The sequence below is a fragment of the Acidaminococcus hominis genome (assembly GCF_900291475.1).
Classification (GTDB): Bacteria; Bacillota; Negativicutes; order Acidaminococcales; family Acidaminococcaceae; genus Acidaminococcus; species Acidaminococcus hominis.
In genome coordinates, this window is the sequence record NZ_OLMM01000002.1 from 130,256 (window position 1) to 148,860 (window position 18,605).

Below are 18,605 nucleotides of genomic sequence, written 5' to 3' on the forward strand. Positions count from 1 at the left end.
GAATCAACCTGATTCGCAAGTCGTTTTTTTATGGCACTTTAGGCTTTGGTGCAAAAATACTGATAGGGACAATAGGAGCAGGCCTCGGTCCGCACCGGGAACGCCGTCTCCTCATCCCATTCACTGAGGTTCTTCAGGAGAGCCCGAAGTTTTTCCGTCTCGGCTTCCCTATCCTTCAATTCCCAAATACTGTTGTTTTGGAGAAAATGGAGCTGGGCCCAGGCCACGGTATAACCTTTGTACAGGGTTTCTGCCGCCAGGGCGTAGATGGCCAGCTGACGGGTATACCCCTGCCGTTCCTCCCCGTCCACTGGGGGATGGCCGGTCTTGTAGTCCACAATCCCCAGCTTTTGGTCCGGCAGGAATACCAGCTTGTCGATGCTTCCCTGGAACCAGATTTCTGTCTGCCCCAGCGTAAACAGGTTCAGGTCGAAATCCCGTTCTGCCTGAGCTTCATAACCTTCCAGATTGGTATACAGCGGACTGGCGCAGTAGCTGCCAAGCAGTGCTCCTCCGTCTTCCCGCATATACCGGCGCTTTTCTTCCGACCAGTTCTCGTTTTCTGCCAGAGCCAGTTCCAAAGCTTCTTCCTGGGGCAGGGTATTCATCAGCTGGAGCACCCGGTGGACAAAGGTCCCCAGATCCATGGCGGACACCCGGTGCTTGCCGGTTCCCGTCATTTCCACTTCCACCGGGGGCATATGCCGCTGGTAGTGATAGTAATAGCTTCTGGGACAGGTATCATACTCCAAAAGGGCCGAAGCACTGAGCCGCAGGGCCTTGGGAAAGGCCACCGGGGCAGCCTGCTGGTAAACCTTGGCGGGCACCTGAGGCGCAGAATGCGGCACCTGCCGCTTTGCCAAAATGCCTTCCTCCGTGAGGATACCCACGGACTCCACCGGGCATTCATCATAGGCGACCTTGCCGGCTGCAGGCCCCTGGGGGCCAAATACCCGGAGTAGGGCACTTCCCCATTTTTCCTGGGTGGCTTCCTTTACAGGCTTTTTCTTTATTTCTTCAATACTTACCATATACAGGTATTTTTCTGCCCGGGTCATGGCCACATACAGCTGGCGTTTCTTTTCATTGAATTCCAGGGCTGATTTTTCCCTGCTCAGCAGGGTATAGATACCGGTATTCTCCAGCACTCCTTCTGCATTGGGTACCCGCACCCCAAAGGCCGCCTGGGGAATGAACTGGATTCCCAGCTTATCTGCCGGTGCATTCTGATCCAGGTCCGGCAGGATAACCGCCGGGAATTCCAGGCCTTTGGACTTGTGTATGGTCATAATCTTCACGGCCTCCGGATCCGCTTCCTGGTTGGCATCACTTTCCCGTGCCCCCAGGGCCCGCATCAGCTGCAGCCGCTGGAGGAAATCCTGGACACTGCTGCCCTGGTTCATGGCTGCTTCCGTGCCCAGGGTCCGCAGCTTACGGTAGTTGGCCAGCTTTTCCCGGCCCCCCCGCTGGGAAAGCAGCAGGGGTTCCGCCTGAAACTCCTGATTCAGGCAGTCAAAGAATTCCGGCAGGGACTGGTACAGCGCCATTTGCCGCAGGGTGTGCAAGCTAGCGGCCAGTTTTACCTGCCGGGGTTCCAGGGCTTGCTGGAGAGCTTCCCACAGGGTTAACTCCGGGTAATCCTTTACCAGTTCCCCGATTTCCGGGTCGGACAAGCCGCCCCAGGGGGAACGCAGGAATCCCGCCAGGGCCCAGTCCTTCCGAGGATTGAGCAGACAGGTCAGCAAATTGATGACGTCCACAATTTCCTGCCGGTCGTAGAAGCCCTTGCCGTCGCTGACCTGGCTTTTGATACCCAGAGCATCCAGCGCTTCTTCATACTGCCGGGACAAACGGATTGCCGGCAGCAAAATGGCCACGTCCCCATACTTTAATTCCGGGTGGGAAGCCACCAGCTCCTGGATGGCGGCTGCCACCCACTGGGCTTTGACCCGCTGGGCAGCCCCCTTGTCCGTTTCGGATTGCTTCTTCAGTACCATAAAGCGGGGCAGCTCTGTAGGAGCCTGGTGGGGCGTCAGGGACTGGGCCTGGACGTCCGCCGTCTCGTCGGTACCCAAAAGGTCCTCAAACAACACATTGCAGGCTTGGATAATCTCTGGAGCTGAACGGAAATTGTCGTCCATAATGATGTCTTTGCCGCCGGAAGCCACAATGGCATCCCGCACCTGCTTAAAGACGCTGACATCGGCACCCCGGAACCGGTAGATGGACTGCTTGGCATCCCCTACCACAAACAGATTGTTTCCCCGCAGCACCTTGGCGTCCCCACCGGACACCAGGTAAACCAGACGCTTTTGTTCCTCGTTGGTATCCTGGAACTCGTCCACCATCAGAAACTTGAATTTATTCCGGTAGGTGCGCAATAGTTCCGGATCTGTGCCCAGCAGCTTCACTGCCTTGGCGGAAATATAGGAAAAGCTGTACATCTCCTGCTGCTCCGCTGCAGTAAACAGGTACTGGTCCAGCCGCTCCAGTACGGTCTGCCACTGGGCCGCTTGGGCAAGGCCCGCCCGGTTCAGGTCCAGGTCCAACAGGGTACTCACCGTCTCTTTCAGCTTTGCGGCAAAGTCTTTGATTGCGCCTGCCGCCCGAAGACCTCCCACAGCCTCTGCCAGCGTTTCGTAATCGCCTTTGGCAATGGCCTCATGAAGGGAGTCCCGCTGTTCTTCCAGCCGCAGGATAAGTTCCTTGCCCTTGGGGCCTGCTGTGTCCTTGACGGCAATAAGGTCGTCCAAGGCAGACTCCGCCTCAAGCTTCAGGTCTTCTTCCTTGTCCAATTCTTCCTGATAGGGCCGGGACAGGTCTCCCAGCGCCAGAATATCCGGCAGCGCGTCAATCAGCAGCACCAGCATTTCTTCCAGCCGCCGGGGACCATATATATCCAATAGGCCGAAAAAGTCTTCGTTTTCCCCTTTCAGCTCCTGATCCATAAAGGTATGGACGGCCTCTTGCCTAAAATCTGCAATTTCATATTCTTCCCGCACGGCAAAGCCAGGGTCCATTCCCGCTTCCACCGGATTTTCCCGGATAATCCGGGCACAGAAACTGTCGATGGTGGTAATGGACGCATGGTCCAGCTGATTCAGCTGCTCCTGCCAGTACTGCTGCCGCTGGGGGTCTGTGGCTTCCGCCAACCGGTCCAAAATTCCCTTCTGTACCCGCTCCCGCATTTCCCGGGCGGCCTTCCGGGTAAAGGTAATGGCCAAAATTTCCTGGGCAGAGGCTTTCTCCTCCGCCAATATTTTCAAAAACCGTTCCACCAGCACCCGGGTCTTTCCGGAGCCGGCCCCGGCAGAAACGGATACGTTCCGGTCCAGGGTGGAAATGGCTTCCTGTTGTTGTCTGGTAAAATCTGCCATGGTTTTCACTCCTGTTCCTGTTCACTGCTTTTGGGATTTTCCGAAATCCGGCACACATCCTTGGCCGGACAATAGGGCGGACAGCTGCCGTAAGGGGCTGCCGGGAAAGCTCCCTGCCGCAGGGCCCGCACAGCCTTGTCGATTTCTGCAAAAGCCTTTTCCATACTTTCCTCCAGCTTGGGAGCCCGGGACCTGGCCAGATAGTCCAGGTACTTCTTGGCCTCTGGCGACCAGGTTCCCCCTTCCCGCTTGCCGGAACGCAGGGAGCAGTATCCCCCGCCCAAAATATTCTGCGGGTCAACAGGCCCCAGTTCCATCAGGGCTCTTGCATAGAGGGGCAGCTGAACGGCTTTCCCGTCCTTGATCTGGCTCCCGCTGGGGTGCTGCCCGGTTTTATAGTCCAAAATGGCGTAAGTTGTTCCGTTGGTATCAATCCGGTCAACCTGGCCGGAAAAGTATACGGGCTTGTCGTCCACATACCGGCACAGGGCACGCCAAGGGCTGTCCTTGCGGCCGAAACTCCATTCCAGCTTGGAAGGCAGCAGGCTGCTGGTTTGCTCGTATTCACATTCCTGCTTCAGCCAGTTGCTCAGCCAGCTGCCATAGACCTTGCGCAAATGGGGCAGTAGACTGGATTGGGAAATCTTGCCGCTTTGCACCAGCGCCTCAAATTGGTCCGCAAAAACCTGCTGCAGTTCGTCCCGCAGCTGGGGCAGGTCGCTGAAGCTCAGGGCCTTGCTCAGATGCCGACTCAAGAACTCCGCCAGTACCGCATGGAGCAGGCTTCCCACCACATCAGGACCGGGGTAGCCCGTCTGTTCCTCCCAGGGTTCCATTTTCCACACATTGCCAAACAGATAGGCAAAGGGACACTGAAGATACACATCAAGCCCCGAAGCGCTGAGCCGCAGGGGCTCCTTCAAGATTCCCGGCACCGTGCCGTTCCAGGGACTTTCCGGGTCCTCCCAGCGTTTTTTCCCGGTGGCCGCCCGCTGGGCATAATCGCTGCCCAGCCGCTTAGCCAAAAAGGCCTGTTCCTTGAGAGCCAAAGCTTCCTGCTGCATCAGCAGCTGTTCCAGCAGGGCCTCGCTGGCGCAATTGTCCAGACTGTCGTAAAAAGTCTGGGGCACCAGGGAGCCTTCGGCGTACAAATTCAGCAGTTCCTGGATATAGGGAGAGGGACCCCCTTCCTCGTCCCGGTACCAGCTCAGATACAGGTCCTGGGCAGCAATAGCAGCCGCTGAGGCAAAGAAGAACCGGTCCGCTTCCAGGCTGCGGCCGGACACCGCCAGTTCCACCCCCAGGCCGTTGAGTTCCGTGCGTTCCCCGTCGTTGTACAGCCAGCTTTCCCGCTTTACGGAAGGAAAGAGCCCGTCCCGCAGGCCCATAATGAACACATAGGGATAGGAAACCCCCTGAATATCCCCGGCTTCCATGACGCTAATGCCCTGAGGATTGCCTTCCTTGAGAATCAGGGTGGCTCCCTTTAGGGAATCCTGCCAGAATTCCAGAAGCTGGGCTGGGGTTACGGCGGCAGCCTTTTGACCGCAGTCTTCCCAGGTCCGCTCCAGCATTTCAAAGGTATGCTTCACCAGCTCCACGGCATTTCCCATCAGCTTTACCTGGGCCAGATCCACTTTGCCAGCCTGGTGCAGGCTTCCCCACCGGCCCATCAGGTTCCACCGGTCCAGCAGGTCCTGCATGCCCTCCTGCCATTCTTTGGCCGTATGGTCTGCCTGGAAAAAAGCCAGGTCCGTCCAAAACTCATCATTAATCCGCCGTTCCCGCTTTACATGGGAACGCAGTGCCCCAGCCCGTTCAAAATACAGCTGGGTATAGTCCTGCTCCAGGGCATCCCGCTGGCAGTCCCACAATAGAGGCAGCAGGGTGCAGCGAAACAGGTTCTGCCAGGCTCCCAGGTCCTGAGGTTGGCTGACAGCCTGGAGCAGCTTGGTAATCAGGTCCGGCAGGGGTTGGCTGGCCGCGCCAGTAACCGTAGGCATGGTGGTTTCCAGGCCGTACAGGGCAAAGGCCCGGGCAAGGCCGGGATAATCACTGGTGCTCCGCATCAGGAGCAGGATATCCTGGGGCGCTGTGCCGGACTGAAGTTTTTTCTTGATTTGGGTCAGCACCAGGCGCATTTCCTGCTCTGGAGTCCCTGCCTCTGCCAAATGGATATGCTCTGCTTCCGGCCGGGAGTAGTCGCTGCCCCGCCAGTTCTGGGCAAAAAAGTCCAAATCCGCTGGCCGCTGAATTTGGGGGGCTTCCTTTAGGTCTGCAAAACCTGCTCCCACCAGCTGGGCATGGATATTTTCCGTTACGGCGCTGAGTTCGGGCCGGGAAGGGTCATAAAAGAGCCCTATTTCCACGTCACACAAATCTCCCAACGCTTCAACCAGTTCCAATTGCACAGAGGAAAGCTGGTTGAATTCGCTGATATAGCATTTCTGCCAGGGCACCGTACCTCCCTGCTGCAAAGCTTCTACCGCCAATTGGTAACGGCCGGACAGGTCGGTAACCTGCTGCTCCCGGAGCTTGTTCACAAAAAGCAGGTAGATCAAAGCCATTTCCCGGTCCTTTTTGCCCAGTTTTCCAGGCCGTCCCCAGCTGACCAGAATCTGGTTAAACTGTTCCGGGGCCAGGCTGTTTTGGGCAAATTCGTTGAACAGATTCAAAAGACTGTCCAAAAAGCCTTTTTTCTTCACCAGCTGGGCAAAATAGGACACCTGTCCCCCTTCTACCGCCACTGCCAGGGCTTCTTCCAGAATTTTCTTCTGGGCCTGCCGGGAAATGCGGCGCAGAGGAGTTCCTTGGGTATTTTCTTTCAAGATTTCTCCGGCCAGGGCATCCAGGGACAGGGTTTTCACCACACCCCGGGCCTTTACCAGATGCTCCAAAATCCGGTTGGGCACTAAATACAGTACCTCCCCATAGGGATATTGGGCGGCGTCCGCCAAAAACTGTTCCCGCAGGGTTTCCCCCAGGGACAGCGAATACAAGCGTTTGGTCATAACATTTTCCTTTCTGCTTGAGTGCAAATAAATTCAGATACAGCAGGATCATCAGGTTTCCGTTCTATTGTACCCAAATTAGCCTAGGGGAACAAGTCCGGGGGCAGAATTGTACGTATTGTGTTAACCTCTATTTACGAGGAGTTTACTATTTTGCTATAATCATTCTAAAATTCTCATCAATCAATCTATTTTTACCATGATTCTAAAGGAGGCTTTCTATGCACCATCACCCCAAACCCCATACCGTTTGCAGCGCCGCTGCCCTGCTGACCTGTCTTCTTCTGTCCCCACCGGCCTTTGCCGAGACAGGAGCCCACGTGTACTCCCATGAGCATCGGGAGGTTCGTACCACCACCCAAAGCTCCAGCCGCGAAGTTACCCGGGAGACCACCCGCAGCAGCGGCACCCATACCAGCACCACGGTCCGCAAGGACCGGCTGGGCCCAACTTTGGGCACGATATTGTTCCCCCGTTTGGGGTCTTCAGGAACCAAGGGCCGTTCCTCCGTTCTAGAAAAAATCACCGATACCATTCCTCTGGAGTCCCGGGAAAAGGGCATTTTGGCCGCTTTCCAGGGGGATAACGGCAAATGGGGGCTGTTAGACCTCAAGGGCCAGGAAGCCGTGCCGCCCCAGTACAAAAGCATTGGTCTAGGCAATAACGGCACCTTTGCGGTCACCGGCAAAAAGGCTGTGACCGCCATTACGGCTGACGGCCAGCCCTTAGCGGCAGACAGTCCCGAGCTTCAGCAAACAAAACCTCCTGGACTCTATTCCTTCAAAAAAGACGGCAAATACGGGTTTCAGGATGAAACCGGAAAAACCGTTCTGGCACCGATTTATAAGGACGTAATTGCTGGTTTTCAGGCAGGCATTGCCTTTGTCAAAATGCCCGACGGCAAAAAAGCGGCCATCAATTCCCAGGGCCAGCTATTGTATCTCTTGCCCTACGACCGGGTATTCCCCTTCCAAAATGGACTGGCAGAATACCAGCGGGACGTCAGCGGGTTTAACTGGGCTTCCGTCCTTGGTATTGTCGGCGCCGTTCATTTTGGCCTGGGCTACGACCCCCAGACCAACGGTCCCCTGACCCGGGACGGGGTAAAGCGGGGCTATATCGACCGTTCCGGCCAGATTGTCATTGACAGCCACAACGATTTCGTTTACCCCATGACCCCCTTTGGCACTTTTGTGGAAGACAAGGGCCAAACCATTTTCGTAGACCGGACCGGAAAGCTGCTGTACGGCCCCGGCAAATTCCATATTGCCGAAGATACTGCCTGCCAGACCGAAGCCCTGGCAAATGGCCAATTGTCCCTGGTGGACGAAAAGAGCAAAAAGATGGGGGTGTTGGACCTACGCAGCGGACAGCTGATTATTCCTTACACCTTTGAGGAAGCTTACTTCCTAGGCAGTGACCGGTACCTGATCCGGGATGGGCAAAGCACCCTACTGGTCAGTGGTACGGACGGCAAAGTCCTGGCCTCCTACCCAAAGAAAGCCAAGCTCCTGCCCTACGGCACCAGCCAGGTAACCTGGCTGATTCAGGACAAACAGTACTCCCTGGTGGATGCCAATGGTCAGGTGGTCTACACTGCCCCCAAGGACTCCATCACCACGGCCGGCACCTTTCTGAAGAGCTTTTCCCTTGCCAAAAGCGGCGGCCGGTACGGCATAATAGACACGGCTGGAAAATGGCTAGTCCCGCCCCAATACAAAAACCTCACCTGGGTTTGGTAAACCAGTAAATAAAAAAAGGACTGTGAAAAATGAACTTCATCTTTCACAGTCCTTTTTGCAGTTTGTGTCATTCTCTACTGCCGATGGGCCAGCCGCATCAGGGTGCAGCTCAGGGCAATCATACCGACGCCTAAAACCAGCTGCCGGTTCAAAAGGGCCAGGCAGCCAAAGCCCAGGGCCAGCTTGGCCAAATTTTCTACCTTCATAGGACCATCTCCCTCACGGCAAAACCAGACCATATCTCTAAGGTTACTTTTCGCCGTCTGACAGGGGAAATCCTGCTGAAAATCAGTACACGCCCAGTTTTTCCAGGCCCATGCCAATGCCAAACACCACTACCAGGGCAATGATGCACACCTGGGTCAGCTTTTCTTCCCGGGGCGGCGGCAAAAAGAATGCGAAAGTATCTGGACGCTTTTGGGCCAGCAGGTACCAAATGCAGATAATCAGTTCTATTACGCCAATAATTTGGGGTATGCTCATGAAAGTCCCTCCTCCAATTGTTCAGAAGTATACACTAAGCGTATTTCTTCCCGTTGTCAAGGCATTTCTTGGGGCTAGATCAGGATACCCTGGAGATGGTCCAGTTCATGCTGGATAATTTCCGCCGTGAACCCCTGAAAGGTCTTTTTCTTCTTTTTGAACTGAGCATCCCGATAGGTCACTTCCAGGGTTTCGTACCGCTTGCAGGGCCGGACCCCGGACAGGGAAAGGCAGCCCTCTTCTGTGTCGTAGGCCTTGGGGGAATGCTTCACAATTTCCGGATTGTACATGACCACCGTATGGTTCCCCTCCCGAAAAACAATAATGGCCTTATTTACGCCAATCATGTTGGCTGCGAGGCCTACACAGTGGTCCAGATGGGCTTCCAGGGTATCCTTCAGGTCCTGGGCTACAGCTGCGTCTTCCTTGACGGCCGGAACGGCCTTTTGCTGCAAAAAAATAATATCCCGGATAATTTCTCGTACCATAATTTACTCCTTACGCAGAAATGCGGTATTTTTGCCATTTATCATGATATAATAATACTATCAAGATAAACCTGGCAAGTTTCCTCTATTATAAGCTAAGAAAGAAGGTTTGCAAATCATGGCACATATTTTATGCATTGCAGGTCATCCCCATCCGGAACAATCCCTGGCCAATGCCGCCATTTTGGCAGAAGTAGAAAAGGCCGGTCTGGACCTTACCGTAGAAAATCTGGCAGAAACGGGCGGCCAGTGGGACATTGCCGCCGAACAGGAAAAGGTCAAGGCCGCAGACGTACTGGTCTTCCAGTTTCCCTTTTATTGGTACTCCTACCCTGCCCTTTTGAAAAAGTGGGTGGAGGAAGTATTGGCTCACGGGTTTGCCTACGGCAGCACGGGAACGGCCCTAAAGGGAAAGGATTTCTTCCTGTCCTTTACCACCGGCGGCGCCAAGGATACCTACCGCCCCGGAGGCGTCCAAAACCGGCCGGTAGAAGAATATCTGTATAATTTTGATCAGTTGGCGCTCTTTACCGGCATGAAGGCTCACGCTCCCTTTGTGACCTACGGCTGTATGTACGTTCCTGGGGTCAGTGCTGAAGCCGACAAGGAACGGATTCTCAAGGACTGCCAGGCCAGTGCCCAGAAGTTAATTGCCGCCCTGGAAAAATGCTGAAGGAATTTTCTCTTTGACGCCCCTTTGCGGGCGTCTTTTTTTCCAGTTTCTTACCGGCTGCCAATACCCAAAATGTTCCAGCTCTAACGAATTGCCCACAATTTCGGACAAATGTTTGAAATTTCCGGGAAAAAGCAGATTCCTGCTTTACACAGTGCTGGAATCATGTTACATTTTAAATTATACGTTACATAAAACAGTATTCTTTTGCTTAAGGGAGGCAATACTATGATAAAGAAACGTGTTGTAGGTGTAGTTGGGGTGGGCCATGTAGGTGCCCATGTAGCATTCTGTCTGGGCATGATGGGTGTAGCCGACGAAGTCCTGCTGTGTGATGTAGAAGAAAAGAAAGTAGGCGCTGAAGCCAACGACCTGATGGACGCCATGATGTTCATGCCCAACCACACTACCTACCGGGTAGTGGATTATGCCGGCCTGAAAGACTGCGACGTGATTGTCAATGCCGTAGGCGATATTACCATCTGCCGTTCCTTCAACCGGGACGATGAACTCTCCAACAGTGTCCGTCAAGTGGCTGACTATGTACCCAAAGTCATGGCTGCCGGCTTTGATGGGATCTTTGTCAATATCACCAATCCCTGCGATGTAATCACCCGGCTGATTGCCCGGAAATCCGGCCTGCCCAAGGGCAGAGTCCTGGGCACCGGCACCATGCTGGATACCTCCCGCCTGGTTCATCAGCTGTCCGAAATCACCGGTTGGGACAGCAGAGGCTTCTTTGGCTTCATGATGGGCGAACACGGCAATGCCCAGTTCACGCCCTGGTCCCAGGTTACCTTCTTCGGCCAAAGCGTAGATCAAATTGCCGCCACCGAAAAGTTTGCCTTTGACCATGAGAAAATCCAGCACGATGCCATTCAAGGCGGCTGGATTACCATGTCCGGCAAGTGGTGCACCGAATATGGCATCGCTTCTGCAGCGGCCACCCTGGTACGCACCATTTTCCACGATGACAAGCGGATTCTCCCCTGCTCCGTAGAACTGGACGGGGAATACGGTGAACGGGATATCTTCACCGGTGTGCCCGCAGTAATCGGAAAGAACGGCGTAGAAAAGGTGCTGGAATTCCAGCTGCCCGAAGCAGAAATGCAGACCTTCAAGAAATGCGTAGCTACCATCCGGCAAAATATTGCCAAAGGCAACGCCATTTTGGACGAACTGCACTAAATACAGCAACAAACAAGCCCCTGGAGCCTAATGCCTCCAGGGGCTTGTTTGCGTTAAAAAGGACCGCACCAAACGGTACGGTCCTTTTGCAGTTTAGCGGTTGGCTCTTAATAAGCTTTGGTCATGGCGCCATCCAGCAGAATGGTCTGGCCGGATACGTAGCTGTTGGCTTCGCTGCACAGGAAGGCAGCCAGCCGGCCGTATTCGTCCAAATGGCCATAGCGGCCCAGAGGGAAGCTCTTCAGGTCGATTTTTTCGTAATCTTCCACGGATACCCCTGCCTTTTCGGCTCTCATTGCATTGAGTTTCAGAATCCGGTCGGTACCAATCCGGCCCGGTCCGATGACGTTGACCAGGATATTGTCGGGACCTACTTCCCGGGCCAGGGTCTTGCTCATGCCCACCACGCCCATACGCATGGTATTGGACAGAATCAGGTTATCCAGGCAGTCCTTGACGGAAGAAGAGGTGCTGTTGACAATGCGGCCGCCGCCCAGTTTTTTCATAGAAGGCAGTACCGCACGGATAGTGCGCACATATGACAGCAGGCACATGCCAAAAGCCTTTTCCCAGTCTTCGTCAGAGAAGTTCACGAAGGGGCCGGGTTTGGGGCCGGGGCACATATTCACCAAAGCCCAGATGTCACCCAGGGTGGCGATGGTGTGTGCTACCAGTTTGTCGATATCTTCAGCTTTATTTACATCGCACAGGTAGGCTTCCGGACGGTTGCCGGTTTCCTTTTCAATTTCATCCTGGGCAGCGTACAGCTGTTCCTTAAAGGGTTCTGCGGTGCAGATCATCACCTTGGCGCCTTCCCGGGCCATTTCCGTAGCAATACCCTTGCCCAGGCCGGCAGCAGAAGCCATACACAAAACAACTTTTCCTTTTAATCCTAAATCCATAGTTATCCTCCTATTAATTCAACAGTTCGTTTATTCGTTTCCGTTATTCTTTTTCCGGATGGATTTTCAAGTCCACAACAGGGTTCACCAGGGCTCTCATTGCAAAGCCCTTGGGTCCGTAAATCCGGCATTCTGCCTGATCCCCATCCACAATGTGGAAAGCTCTGGGGGTACCGGTGGACAGCACGTCCCCAGCATACCAGCCCTGAATCTTGCTGTGCAGGGAAATCAGTTCATCCGGCTGATGCATCATATGGTCCACTGTGTTCTTGGCGTGGATTTCGCCATTATGGACGCTTTGGATTTCCAGCTTCAGCACATCGGGTACTTCGTCCGGCGTAACCAGTTCAGGCCCAAAGGAGAAGAACGTAGGGAAGTTTTTCACGATGGTCAGGTAACGGGGGTTGCCTGCCAGGAAATCATTGCCCTTCAAAATGGATTCTTCCGTCATGTCCAAAATGGTGGTGTAGCCCACAATAGCGTCCTGCCAATCGGCCTTTTCCACATCCCGGCAGTCCTTACCCAGGATAATGCCCAGTTCGGCTTCTGCCGTGGTCTTTTGGGCTTCCTTCAGTTTGGGAAGCTTAATCTCATCGGCAGGTCCCACCAGGGTATCTGCCTGTTTGAAGAAGCTGCCAGGGAAACCGGTAGGAGGCGCACTGCCAATATCACCAGCGTGATCCCGATAGTTCAGGCCAATGCCGAAAATCCGTTTGGGATTCCGGTACAGAGGGCCGTACACCACCTGGTCTTGGGGAATGACCCCAGGAATGGTTTCCAGTTCGGCAGCACCGCCGGCATTATACCATTTGGTCAAGCCGGGAATCTGACCGGCCTGAATCAGACCCATCAGATCTTCCTTCCAGGCAGTCCCCTTGGCTGCATTCAATTTAGCAACGGGCAGAACGCCTGTCTTGGTTACAATCCCGGCCACTTCCTGGCCTTTTACTTTCACAGTTGCAAAACGCATGGAAATTCCTCCTTAGTTTTTCTGCAGAGCAGCCACAGCTTCTTTGAGCTTCTGGCAGCCCTCCACAATGGAATCATAACTGGCGGCAAAGGACAGCCGCAGGTACCCTTCCCCGCCGGGGCCGAACACGTCACCGGGAACCAGGGCGATCTTGGCATTTTCCAGCAGATAGGCAGAAAGCTCTGCGGATTTCATGCCCAGAGACTTGCAGTTGATAAAGATGTAGAAAGCGCCTTTAGGGCATTGGCAGCTAATTCCGGGAATGGCATTGATGGCCTTCACCGCATAATCCCGGCGGCGCTTGTACTCTTTCACCATTTCTTCTACTTCGTCTCCTTCCTGATTCAGGGCGGCGGCGCCGGCCACCTGAACGAAGTTGGGGGCACAGGTTGTATTATGTTGATGGAATTTGTTCATGGCAAGAATATATTCTTCCGGGGCGGCCACGTAGCCCAGCCGCCAGCCGTCCATGGCATAGGCCTTGGACATGCCGTTCAGGGTAAAGGTGTGTTCCTTCATGCCCGGCAGGGAAGCAATGCTCACATGTTCGGCGTCATCGTAGAGCAGCCGTTCGTACACTTCATCGGCTACTACCATCAGATCATTTTGGATGGCAATGTCCGCCAGCTGCTGCAGCACATCCCGGGTCAGCACGCCGCCCGTAGGATTGTTGGGAGTAACAATGACAATGGCTTTGGTCTTTGCCGTCACTTTGGAATGGATTTCCTCAATGTCCAGCTGATAGCCATTTTCTTCCTTCAGACTATAGGTTACCGGTTTTGCGCCCAAAAGATTGGGTACGTTGATGTAATTTAACCAAACCGGATCCGGCACCAAAATTTCATCTCCCGGATTCAGCAGGGTGGCCAGCACGGCCATTACGGCCTCGGACAGGCCTACCGTCACCAGCACTTCGGTGGGTTTATAGCTCACCTGGTTTTCCCGAAGCAGCTTGGCTGCAATGGCTTCCCGCAGTTCCATCAGTCCAAAGTTGGACGTATAGTGGACTTTGCCGGCTTCCAGGGCTTCCCAGGCAGCCTTTTTGATATATTCCGGCGTATCAAAATCCGGGCGGCCCAATTCAAAATGGAGCACCCGTTCCCCAGCCCGTTCCATGGCCAGGGCTTTTTCATTTACCTTACGAATTCCGGAAGGAGCCATCCGGTTCATACGTTCTGCAATCTTCACAGTCATCTTGATTCCTCCACTCAAACACCAGATTCGGACAGCTCACAATTGCGCCGGTTTTGGTTTGATGGTATGATTATAAAATTGATGACAGGGTTTTGTGAAATACGTAAATGTATATCAGCCTATAGGTAAATTTGTATAAGGGGGACAAAAATGGCCGATTATAAAGAATATGTACACGCCGTGTACCAGGAAAAAAGTTTTTCCAATGCCGCCAAGAAACTATTTGTTTCCCAGCCCTGGCTTAGCGCCACCGTCAAAAAGGTGGAGCAGGAAATTGGCTTTCCCATCTTCAACCGGAGTACCAATCCCATTTCCCTGACGGAAGAAGGCCGGTATTATATCCGTCATATCGAACAAATTATGGCCCTTGAAAAAGAAATGGCCCAGCATTTCAAGGAGCTGCGGGAGGGGCAGAACCTGCGGCTGCACATTGGCAGCTCCATGTTTTTCTGTACCTATGTGCTCCCCAGCCTGCTGGCCGAATTTCAGGCCCAATATCCCCAGGCAGTGCTGTCCTTTACAGAAGGAACCACTGCCAACCTGGCCAAACGGCTGTTAGACGGGAAACTGGACTTTTTCCTGGAGGCAGAGGATCCGGCCGATCCCCAAATCACCACCCAATCCTGGGCCACGGAAGAAATCGTCCTGGCAGTCCCTGCCCAGAATCCCCTGAACCAGGAGCTGCGGCCTTACGCCTATTCCTTTACGGACTTTCTCCAGCGGGAAAAGCCCCAGGTAAAAAGGCCTCCGGTCCCCCTCCGGGCTTTTCAGAACGAAAGCTTTCTGATGCTGAAATCCGGCCATGACATCCATACCCGCAGCGTGACCCTGTGCCGGAACGCCGGTTTTAACCCAAAGGTATCCATGTACCTGGCCCAGATGATGACTGCCTACTACCTGGTCTGCGAAGGCCAGGGCATTACCTTCCTCCGCTCCACCATCCCGGAATACGTAACACCCACGGACTCCGTGGTATTCTACCAGCTGGAGGACCCGGCTGCCCTTAGGACCATCTATCTGTCCTACCTGTCCCAAGGCACCAGTACCCTTGGCCGAAAACTTATCGATTACGTTTGGAGCCGGAACCTTCTGGGCAAATAAAACTGTCTGCAAAATGAGAAAAGACTTGCCGCCCCGCTTTGGGGGCCGGCAAGTCTTTTTGGTTTCTGAAGCACAAAATAGCTGCGGTTTGCGTTATTGGCCGTAGGCAAGCAGGGACTCTCCTTTGCGTACGCCTAAGGCAACAGTTTGGTACAAAATCACCCCGTCATACTGGGCCCGCACTTCCTGGAGGAGGCTGCCGGTCAGGGTTTCCAGCTTTCCCAACAGTTCTCCCTGGGAGATGGTTGCGCCCGGGCTTTTTACCGGCTGCCAAAAGCCTGGAGCCTCTGCTTCCACATAGGAGGCCCTGCACAATTTTCGCTGAATCTGGGGCTGTACCCTGCCAGGTAAAATAGCCAGGTGCTGCAGCAGTGCCCGTACGTCCCGGCAGGCGTCCTGCACCTCCCCTTCCGACCAGGCTCCCCTGCCGCCCCGTTCCAAAAGCAGGGAAGGGATATTTTGCTGCACGGCCCAGCTGTACAGCCCATTCCGGGCCTGGGAGGGTACTTGGTACGGGACCGCCAACACCTGGGCGGCTTTTTCTGCCGCCTGATTTACAGCTGGCGTTCCTCCGGCCGGAACAAACACCAGGGGTTCCAGTGCTTCGTTCCAGTCTCCTCCGTGCAAATCCAAAAGGAAGTCGGCTGCCGGATACAAAGCGGCCTCCAGGGCCCAGGCCAGCCGGGCTGAAAGGGAGCCCTCCGGATTTCCCGGAAAGGCCCTGTTCAGGTTGAGGCCGTCCTCCGGCACCACCTGCTTGCTGCCTGCATAAAAGGCACTGGGATTCGCCAGCGGCAGCAAAACAACACTGCCGGACAGGGTTTCCGGGTCCAGCTCCTGGGCCAGCCTGCGCAGGGCCTGGATGCCCACATACTCGCAGCCGTGAACTCCGGCTGTTACCACAAGGGTTTTTCCTGGCTTTTTCCCACAAAAGCAAAAAGCGGTTAACGGCGCAGCTCCCGGTACCGGAACCGCCGCTGGTTTCTGCTCTCCGGGCAAAAGTTGGGTTCCGCAAAAAATCATACGGCCTCCTCCGCAGCCCGGTCTTCCAACGGAATAATGGCTTCCAGCAACTTCCTGGCATAGGGGTCCCGGGTACTGCCCAGTTGTTCCACCGACAGATATTCCGTTACCCGGCCCCGGTACAGAAAGAGGACCTCATCGCACAGATAGGTAACGGACGTCAAATCATGGGTAATAAACACATAGGTCAGGCCCAGTTTCCGTTTCAATTTCTGCAGCAGGTCCATTATCTGCACCTGGGTATGGGCATCCAGGGAAGAAATGGCCTCATCAAAGAGAATCACTTCCGGCTGGCAGGCCACAGCCCGGGCAATGCACACTCGCTGCAGCTGTCCCCCAGAAAGCTCATGGGGGAACCGGTCCGCCAGGGCGGCGGGCAGCCCGGCCAGCTCCAGCAGCTTGGCCGTTTCCTCCTCCCGCGCGACCTTATGGCCTTCCCGGCGCTCCCGGACCCTCAAACCTTCCCCGATAATATCTTTTACCCGAAAGCGCGGATTGGCCGAGGTGGTATAATCCTGGAACACTATGCTCAGCTTATTCTGCAAATTTTTCCTCCCTGCCCGGGATTCGTAGACCGACAAATCGTCCCACAGTACTTTTCCCTGATCCGGCTGCAAAAGGCCGCAGAGCACCCGTCCCAGGGTGGATTTCCCGCTTCCGGATTCGCCCAAAATCCCCAGGCAGGTTCCTTTCTGCACCTTTAGGGACACATCAAACAACACCTGCTGCCGGCTATGCCCAAACAGCGTATTTTGCCGTTCCCGGCGAAAACTTACGGATATATTTTTTAGCTCAAGCATATCCCTGCTCCTTTCCTTTACCCTGCAGCACCCTTTGGTACCGTTCCATAACCTCTGCCCTTTTTCCCACCAAAAGCCGCGTGTAGGGATCTTTGGCGTGGTGAAGAATCTGATAGAAACTGCCCCGGTCCACCACCTGGCCCTGGCTGAGCACCACCAGCCGGTCTGCTACCCGGGAAATGGCGTTCAGGTCATGGGAAACAAAGACCAGGGCCGTTCCCTTCTCCTCCTTGATTTTCAGCAGCTCAGCCAAAATTTCCACCTGGGTTATGGCATCAATGGCGGTAGTGGGCTCGTCGGCAATCAGAAGCGCCGGCTCCAGGGCCGCTGCAATGCCGATCATAATCCGCTGCAGCATTCCTCCGGACAGTTGGTGGAGATATTTTTCCAGCACTTCTTCCGGCTGGTGGATGCGCATTTTTTCCAATACTGTCAGGGAGCGCTCCCGAATCTCTCCCTTTCTCCAGTTTCCGTGGGCCGCAAAGGTTTCAGCCAGCTGGCTGCCAATCCTGTACAGCGGGTCAAAACAGGTCATGGGGTTTTGCAAAATAATCCCCACCTTGCCGCCCCGCAGACGGCGCAGCTCTTCACTGGACTTGGTAAGCAGCTCTTGCCCCTGAAACTGGACGCTGCCCGTTACCTGAAAGCTGCTGTCCAAAAGGCCCATGGCCGCTTTCAGGGTCAGGGACTTGCCGCTGCCGGATTCCCCCAGAATGCCCAGGCATTCCCCAGGCGCCACAGAAAAGGAAACGTTTCTTACCAAGGGAACCAGCAGCCCCTTCCGGCCTTTTAGCTGCACCTCCAGGTTTTCCACCTGAAATAGGGGTTTCATGATTCCACCTCCTTTGGATCCAGCACATCCCGCAGGGCATCTCCCATGAGATTGAAACAGCATACCAAGGAAACCAGGGCAACGCCCGGCGCCAGCATCTGGATGGGATTCCGAGTCAATACATCTTTGGCCTCATTGAGCATGGCACCCCATTCAGGAACCGGTGCCTGCACTCCCAGCCCTAAAAAGGACAGGGTGGAAATATTGATAATCGCCCAGCCCACGTCCAAGGAAGCCAGCACCGCCAGGTCGGAAGTAATGGAGGGCAGCAGGTGGCGGAAAAGGATAAAACGCTCCGGCATACCCACACAGCGGGAAAACTGCACAAAATTCATATCCCGATACTGCATAACCCCAGTGCGGATCATCCGGGCATACCAGGCCCATTTGATGAAGATATTGGCAATAATCACATTCTGGACGTTAATACCCAAAAGCCCGACCACTGCAAAAACCATAATCTGGCTGGGAAAGGACAGCATCACGTCCACCACCCGCATAATGACCTCTTCCACCACACCCCGGAAATAACCGGCCATAATGCCCAGCACAGCTCCCAAGCTGATGGTTCCCAGCATGGTCAAAAGGGCCAGGCCCAGGGTGGGCCGAATGCCGTAAATCAGCCGGGAGAGGACGCAGCGGCCCAAATGATCGGTACCCAGCGGATAGGTCAGGCTATAGGGCCGAAACTTTTGTAGGATATTGGTGACATAGGGGTCATGGGGCGCCAAAACCGGAGCCAATAAGCCAATCAGGGCAATAAGCAGTACAAAAGCCACGGTCAGCACCGCTGCCCGATTGTTCCAAAACCGTTTTCCCAT

General features: G+C 54.7%; 16 protein-coding genes. 4 read left to right on the forward strand and 12 right to left on the reverse strand.

All coding sequences use genetic code 11. The features are described 5' to 3' along the window. Positions 1-38 precede the first annotated feature (38 nt). Positions 39-3,377, reverse strand: a complete 3,339-nt coding sequence (locus tag C7E10_RS01685; RefSeq protein WP_105325654.1) for a UvrD-helicase domain-containing protein — start codon at positions 3,375-3,377, stop codon at positions 39-41. A gap of 5 nt (positions 3,378-3,382) precedes the next feature. Beyond that, the gene (locus tag C7E10_RS01690) at positions 3,383-6,388 is read right to left on the reverse strand and encodes a PD-(D/E)XK nuclease family protein (RefSeq protein ID WP_105325655.1); all 3,006 of its coding nucleotides are present in this window, start codon (positions 6,386-6,388) and stop codon (positions 3,383-3,385) included. A gap of 221 nt (positions 6,389-6,609) precedes the next feature. Between C7E10_RS01690 and C7E10_RS01695 the strand changes: the two genes are divergently transcribed. Then, complete coding sequence (locus tag C7E10_RS01695; RefSeq protein ID WP_105325656.1) at positions 6,610-8,130, forward strand: WG repeat-containing protein; 1,521 nt, start codon at positions 6,610-6,612, stop codon at positions 8,128-8,130. Positions 8,131-8,204: 74 nt separating this feature from the next. On the opposite strand, the gene C7E10_RS12380 is transcribed toward C7E10_RS01695, so the two are convergent. From C7E10_RS12380 to C7E10_RS01705, 3 genes are all read right to left on the reverse strand, one after another. Continuing rightward, the gene (locus C7E10_RS12380; RefSeq protein ID WP_255419926.1) at positions 8,205-8,336 is read right to left on the reverse strand and encodes a hypothetical protein; all 132 of its coding nucleotides are present in this window, start codon (positions 8,334-8,336) and stop codon (positions 8,205-8,207) included. An 82-nt stretch (positions 8,337-8,418) separates the two neighbouring features. Then, positions 8,419-8,613, reverse strand: a complete 195-nt coding sequence (locus C7E10_RS01700) for a hypothetical protein (protein WP_105325657.1) — start codon at positions 8,611-8,613, stop codon at positions 8,419-8,421. 74 nt (positions 8,614-8,687) lie between these two features. Next, the gene (locus C7E10_RS01705; protein ID WP_105325658.1) at positions 8,688-9,101 is read right to left on the reverse strand and encodes a peptide deformylase; all 414 of its coding nucleotides are present in this window, start codon (positions 9,099-9,101) and stop codon (positions 8,688-8,690) included. Between the two features lie 118 nt (positions 9,102-9,219). Here C7E10_RS01705 and C7E10_RS01710 point away from each other — a divergent pair, with 118 nt between their 5' ends. Together C7E10_RS01710 and C7E10_RS01715 are read left to right on the forward strand one after the other, a co-directional pair. Continuing rightward, positions 9,220-9,774 (forward strand): NAD(P)H-dependent oxidoreductase, encoded by a 555-nt coding sequence (locus tag C7E10_RS01710; RefSeq protein WP_105325659.1) that lies wholly within the window; start codon positions 9,220-9,222, stop codon positions 9,772-9,774. Positions 9,775-10,002: 228 nt separating this feature from the next. Further along, positions 10,003-10,962, forward strand: a complete 960-nt coding sequence (locus C7E10_RS01715) for a lactate/malate family dehydrogenase (protein ID WP_105325660.1) — start codon at positions 10,003-10,005, stop codon at positions 10,960-10,962. A gap of 107 nt (positions 10,963-11,069) precedes the next feature. Here the strand turns inward: C7E10_RS01715 and C7E10_RS01720 are convergent, their stop codons facing one another. Genes C7E10_RS01720 through C7E10_RS01730 form a run of 3 tightly spaced genes read right to left on the reverse strand, consistent with a single transcriptional unit; the run spans position 11,070 to position 14,028 of the window. Then, positions 11,070-11,864 carry an SDR family oxidoreductase gene (locus C7E10_RS01720; RefSeq protein ID WP_105325661.1) on the reverse strand — a complete coding sequence of 265 codons (795 nt, stop codon included), beginning with the start codon at positions 11,862-11,864 and terminating at the stop codon, positions 11,070-11,072. A 43-nt stretch (positions 11,865-11,907) separates the two neighbouring features. After that, entirely contained in the window at positions 11,908-12,834 is a 927-nt protein-coding gene (locus C7E10_RS01725; protein WP_105325662.1) for a fumarylacetoacetate hydrolase family protein, read from the reverse strand. Between the two features lie 12 nt (positions 12,835-12,846). Beyond that, the gene (locus tag C7E10_RS01730; RefSeq protein WP_105325663.1) at positions 12,847-14,028 is read right to left on the reverse strand and encodes a pyridoxal phosphate-dependent aminotransferase; all 1,182 of its coding nucleotides are present in this window, start codon (positions 14,026-14,028) and stop codon (positions 12,847-12,849) included. A gap of 150 nt (positions 14,029-14,178) precedes the next feature. Here C7E10_RS01730 and C7E10_RS01735 point away from each other — a divergent pair, with 150 nt between their 5' ends. Continuing rightward, the gene (locus C7E10_RS01735) at positions 14,179-15,129 is read left to right on the forward strand and encodes a LysR family transcriptional regulator (protein ID WP_105325664.1); all 951 of its coding nucleotides are present in this window, start codon (positions 14,179-14,181) and stop codon (positions 15,127-15,129) included. Between the two features lie 93 nt (positions 15,130-15,222). On the opposite strand, the gene C7E10_RS01740 is transcribed toward C7E10_RS01735, so the two are convergent. From C7E10_RS01740 to opp1C, 4 genes are read right to left on the reverse strand one after another with little or no spacing between them, the layout of a single operon-like run. Next, positions 15,223-16,152 (reverse strand): M14 family metallopeptidase, encoded by a 930-nt coding sequence (locus tag C7E10_RS01740; protein WP_105325665.1) that lies wholly within the window; start codon positions 16,150-16,152, stop codon positions 15,223-15,225. Next, positions 16,149-16,952: an ABC transporter ATP-binding protein gene (locus tag C7E10_RS01745; protein ID WP_105325666.1), complete on the reverse strand. Its 804-nt coding sequence runs from the start codon at positions 16,950-16,952 to the stop codon at positions 16,149-16,151. The genes C7E10_RS01740 and C7E10_RS01745 overlap by 4 nt, the downstream gene beginning before the upstream one ends. Next, positions 16,945-17,784 carry an ABC transporter ATP-binding protein gene (locus tag C7E10_RS01750; RefSeq protein WP_105325667.1) on the reverse strand — a complete coding sequence of 280 codons (840 nt, stop codon included), beginning with the start codon at positions 17,782-17,784 and terminating at the stop codon, positions 16,945-16,947. The genes C7E10_RS01745 and C7E10_RS01750 overlap by 8 nt, the downstream gene beginning before the upstream one ends. Beyond that, entirely contained in the window at positions 17,781-18,605 is an 825-nt protein-coding gene (gene opp1C / locus C7E10_RS01755; RefSeq protein ID WP_105325668.1) for a nickel/cobalt ABC transporter permease, read from the reverse strand. The genes C7E10_RS01750 and opp1C overlap by 4 nt, the downstream gene beginning before the upstream one ends.

Bases quoted from the DNA above. Each gene is read 5' to 3' on its own strand.
- C7E10_RS01685 (WP_105325654.1), bottom strand. From the start codon at position 3,377: ATGGCAGATTTTACCAGACAACAACAGGAAGCCATTTCCACCCTGGAC.
- C7E10_RS01690 (WP_105325655.1), bottom strand. From the start codon at position 6,388: ATGACCAAACGCTTGTATTCGCTGTCCCTGGGGGAAACCCTGCGGGAA.
- C7E10_RS01695 (WP_105325656.1), top strand. From the start codon at position 6,610: ATGCACCATCACCCCAAACCCCATACCGTTTGCAGCGCCGCTGCCCTG.
- C7E10_RS12380 (WP_255419926.1), bottom strand. From the start codon at position 8,336: ATGAAGGTAGAAAATTTGGCCAAGCTGGCCCTGGGCTTTGGCTGCCTG.
- C7E10_RS01700 (WP_105325657.1), bottom strand. From the start codon at position 8,613: ATGAGCATACCCCAAATTATTGGCGTAATAGAACTGATTATCTGCATT.
- C7E10_RS01705 (WP_105325658.1), bottom strand. From the start codon at position 9,101: ATGGTACGAGAAATTATCCGGGATATTATTTTTTTGCAGCAAAAGGCC.
- C7E10_RS01710 (WP_105325659.1), top strand. From the start codon at position 9,220: ATGGCACATATTTTATGCATTGCAGGTCATCCCCATCCGGAACAATCC.
- C7E10_RS01715 (WP_105325660.1), top strand. From the start codon at position 10,003: ATGATAAAGAAACGTGTTGTAGGTGTAGTTGGGGTGGGCCATGTAGGT.
- C7E10_RS01720 (WP_105325661.1), bottom strand. From the start codon at position 11,864: ATGGATTTAGGATTAAAAGGAAAAGTTGTTTTGTGTATGGCTTCTGCT.
- C7E10_RS01725 (WP_105325662.1), bottom strand. From the start codon at position 12,834: ATGCGTTTTGCAACTGTGAAAGTAAAAGGCCAGGAAGTGGCCGGGATT.
- C7E10_RS01730 (WP_105325663.1), bottom strand. From the start codon at position 14,028: ATGACTGTGAAGATTGCAGAACGTATGAACCGGATGGCTCCTTCCGGA.
- C7E10_RS01735 (WP_105325664.1), top strand. From the start codon at position 14,179: ATGGCCGATTATAAAGAATATGTACACGCCGTGTACCAGGAAAAAAGT.
- C7E10_RS01740 (WP_105325665.1), bottom strand. From the start codon at position 16,152: ATGATTTTTTGCGGAACCCAACTTTTGCCCGGAGAGCAGAAACCAGCG.
- C7E10_RS01745 (WP_105325666.1), bottom strand. From the start codon at position 16,952: ATGCTTGAGCTAAAAAATATATCCGTAAGTTTTCGCCGGGAACGGCAA.
- C7E10_RS01750 (WP_105325667.1), bottom strand. From the start codon at position 17,784: ATGAAACCCCTATTTCAGGTGGAAAACCTGGAGGTGCAGCTAAAAGGC.
- opp1C (WP_105325668.1), bottom strand. From the start codon at position 18,605: ATGGGAAAACGGTTTTGGAACAATCGGGCAGCGGTGCTGACCGTGGCT.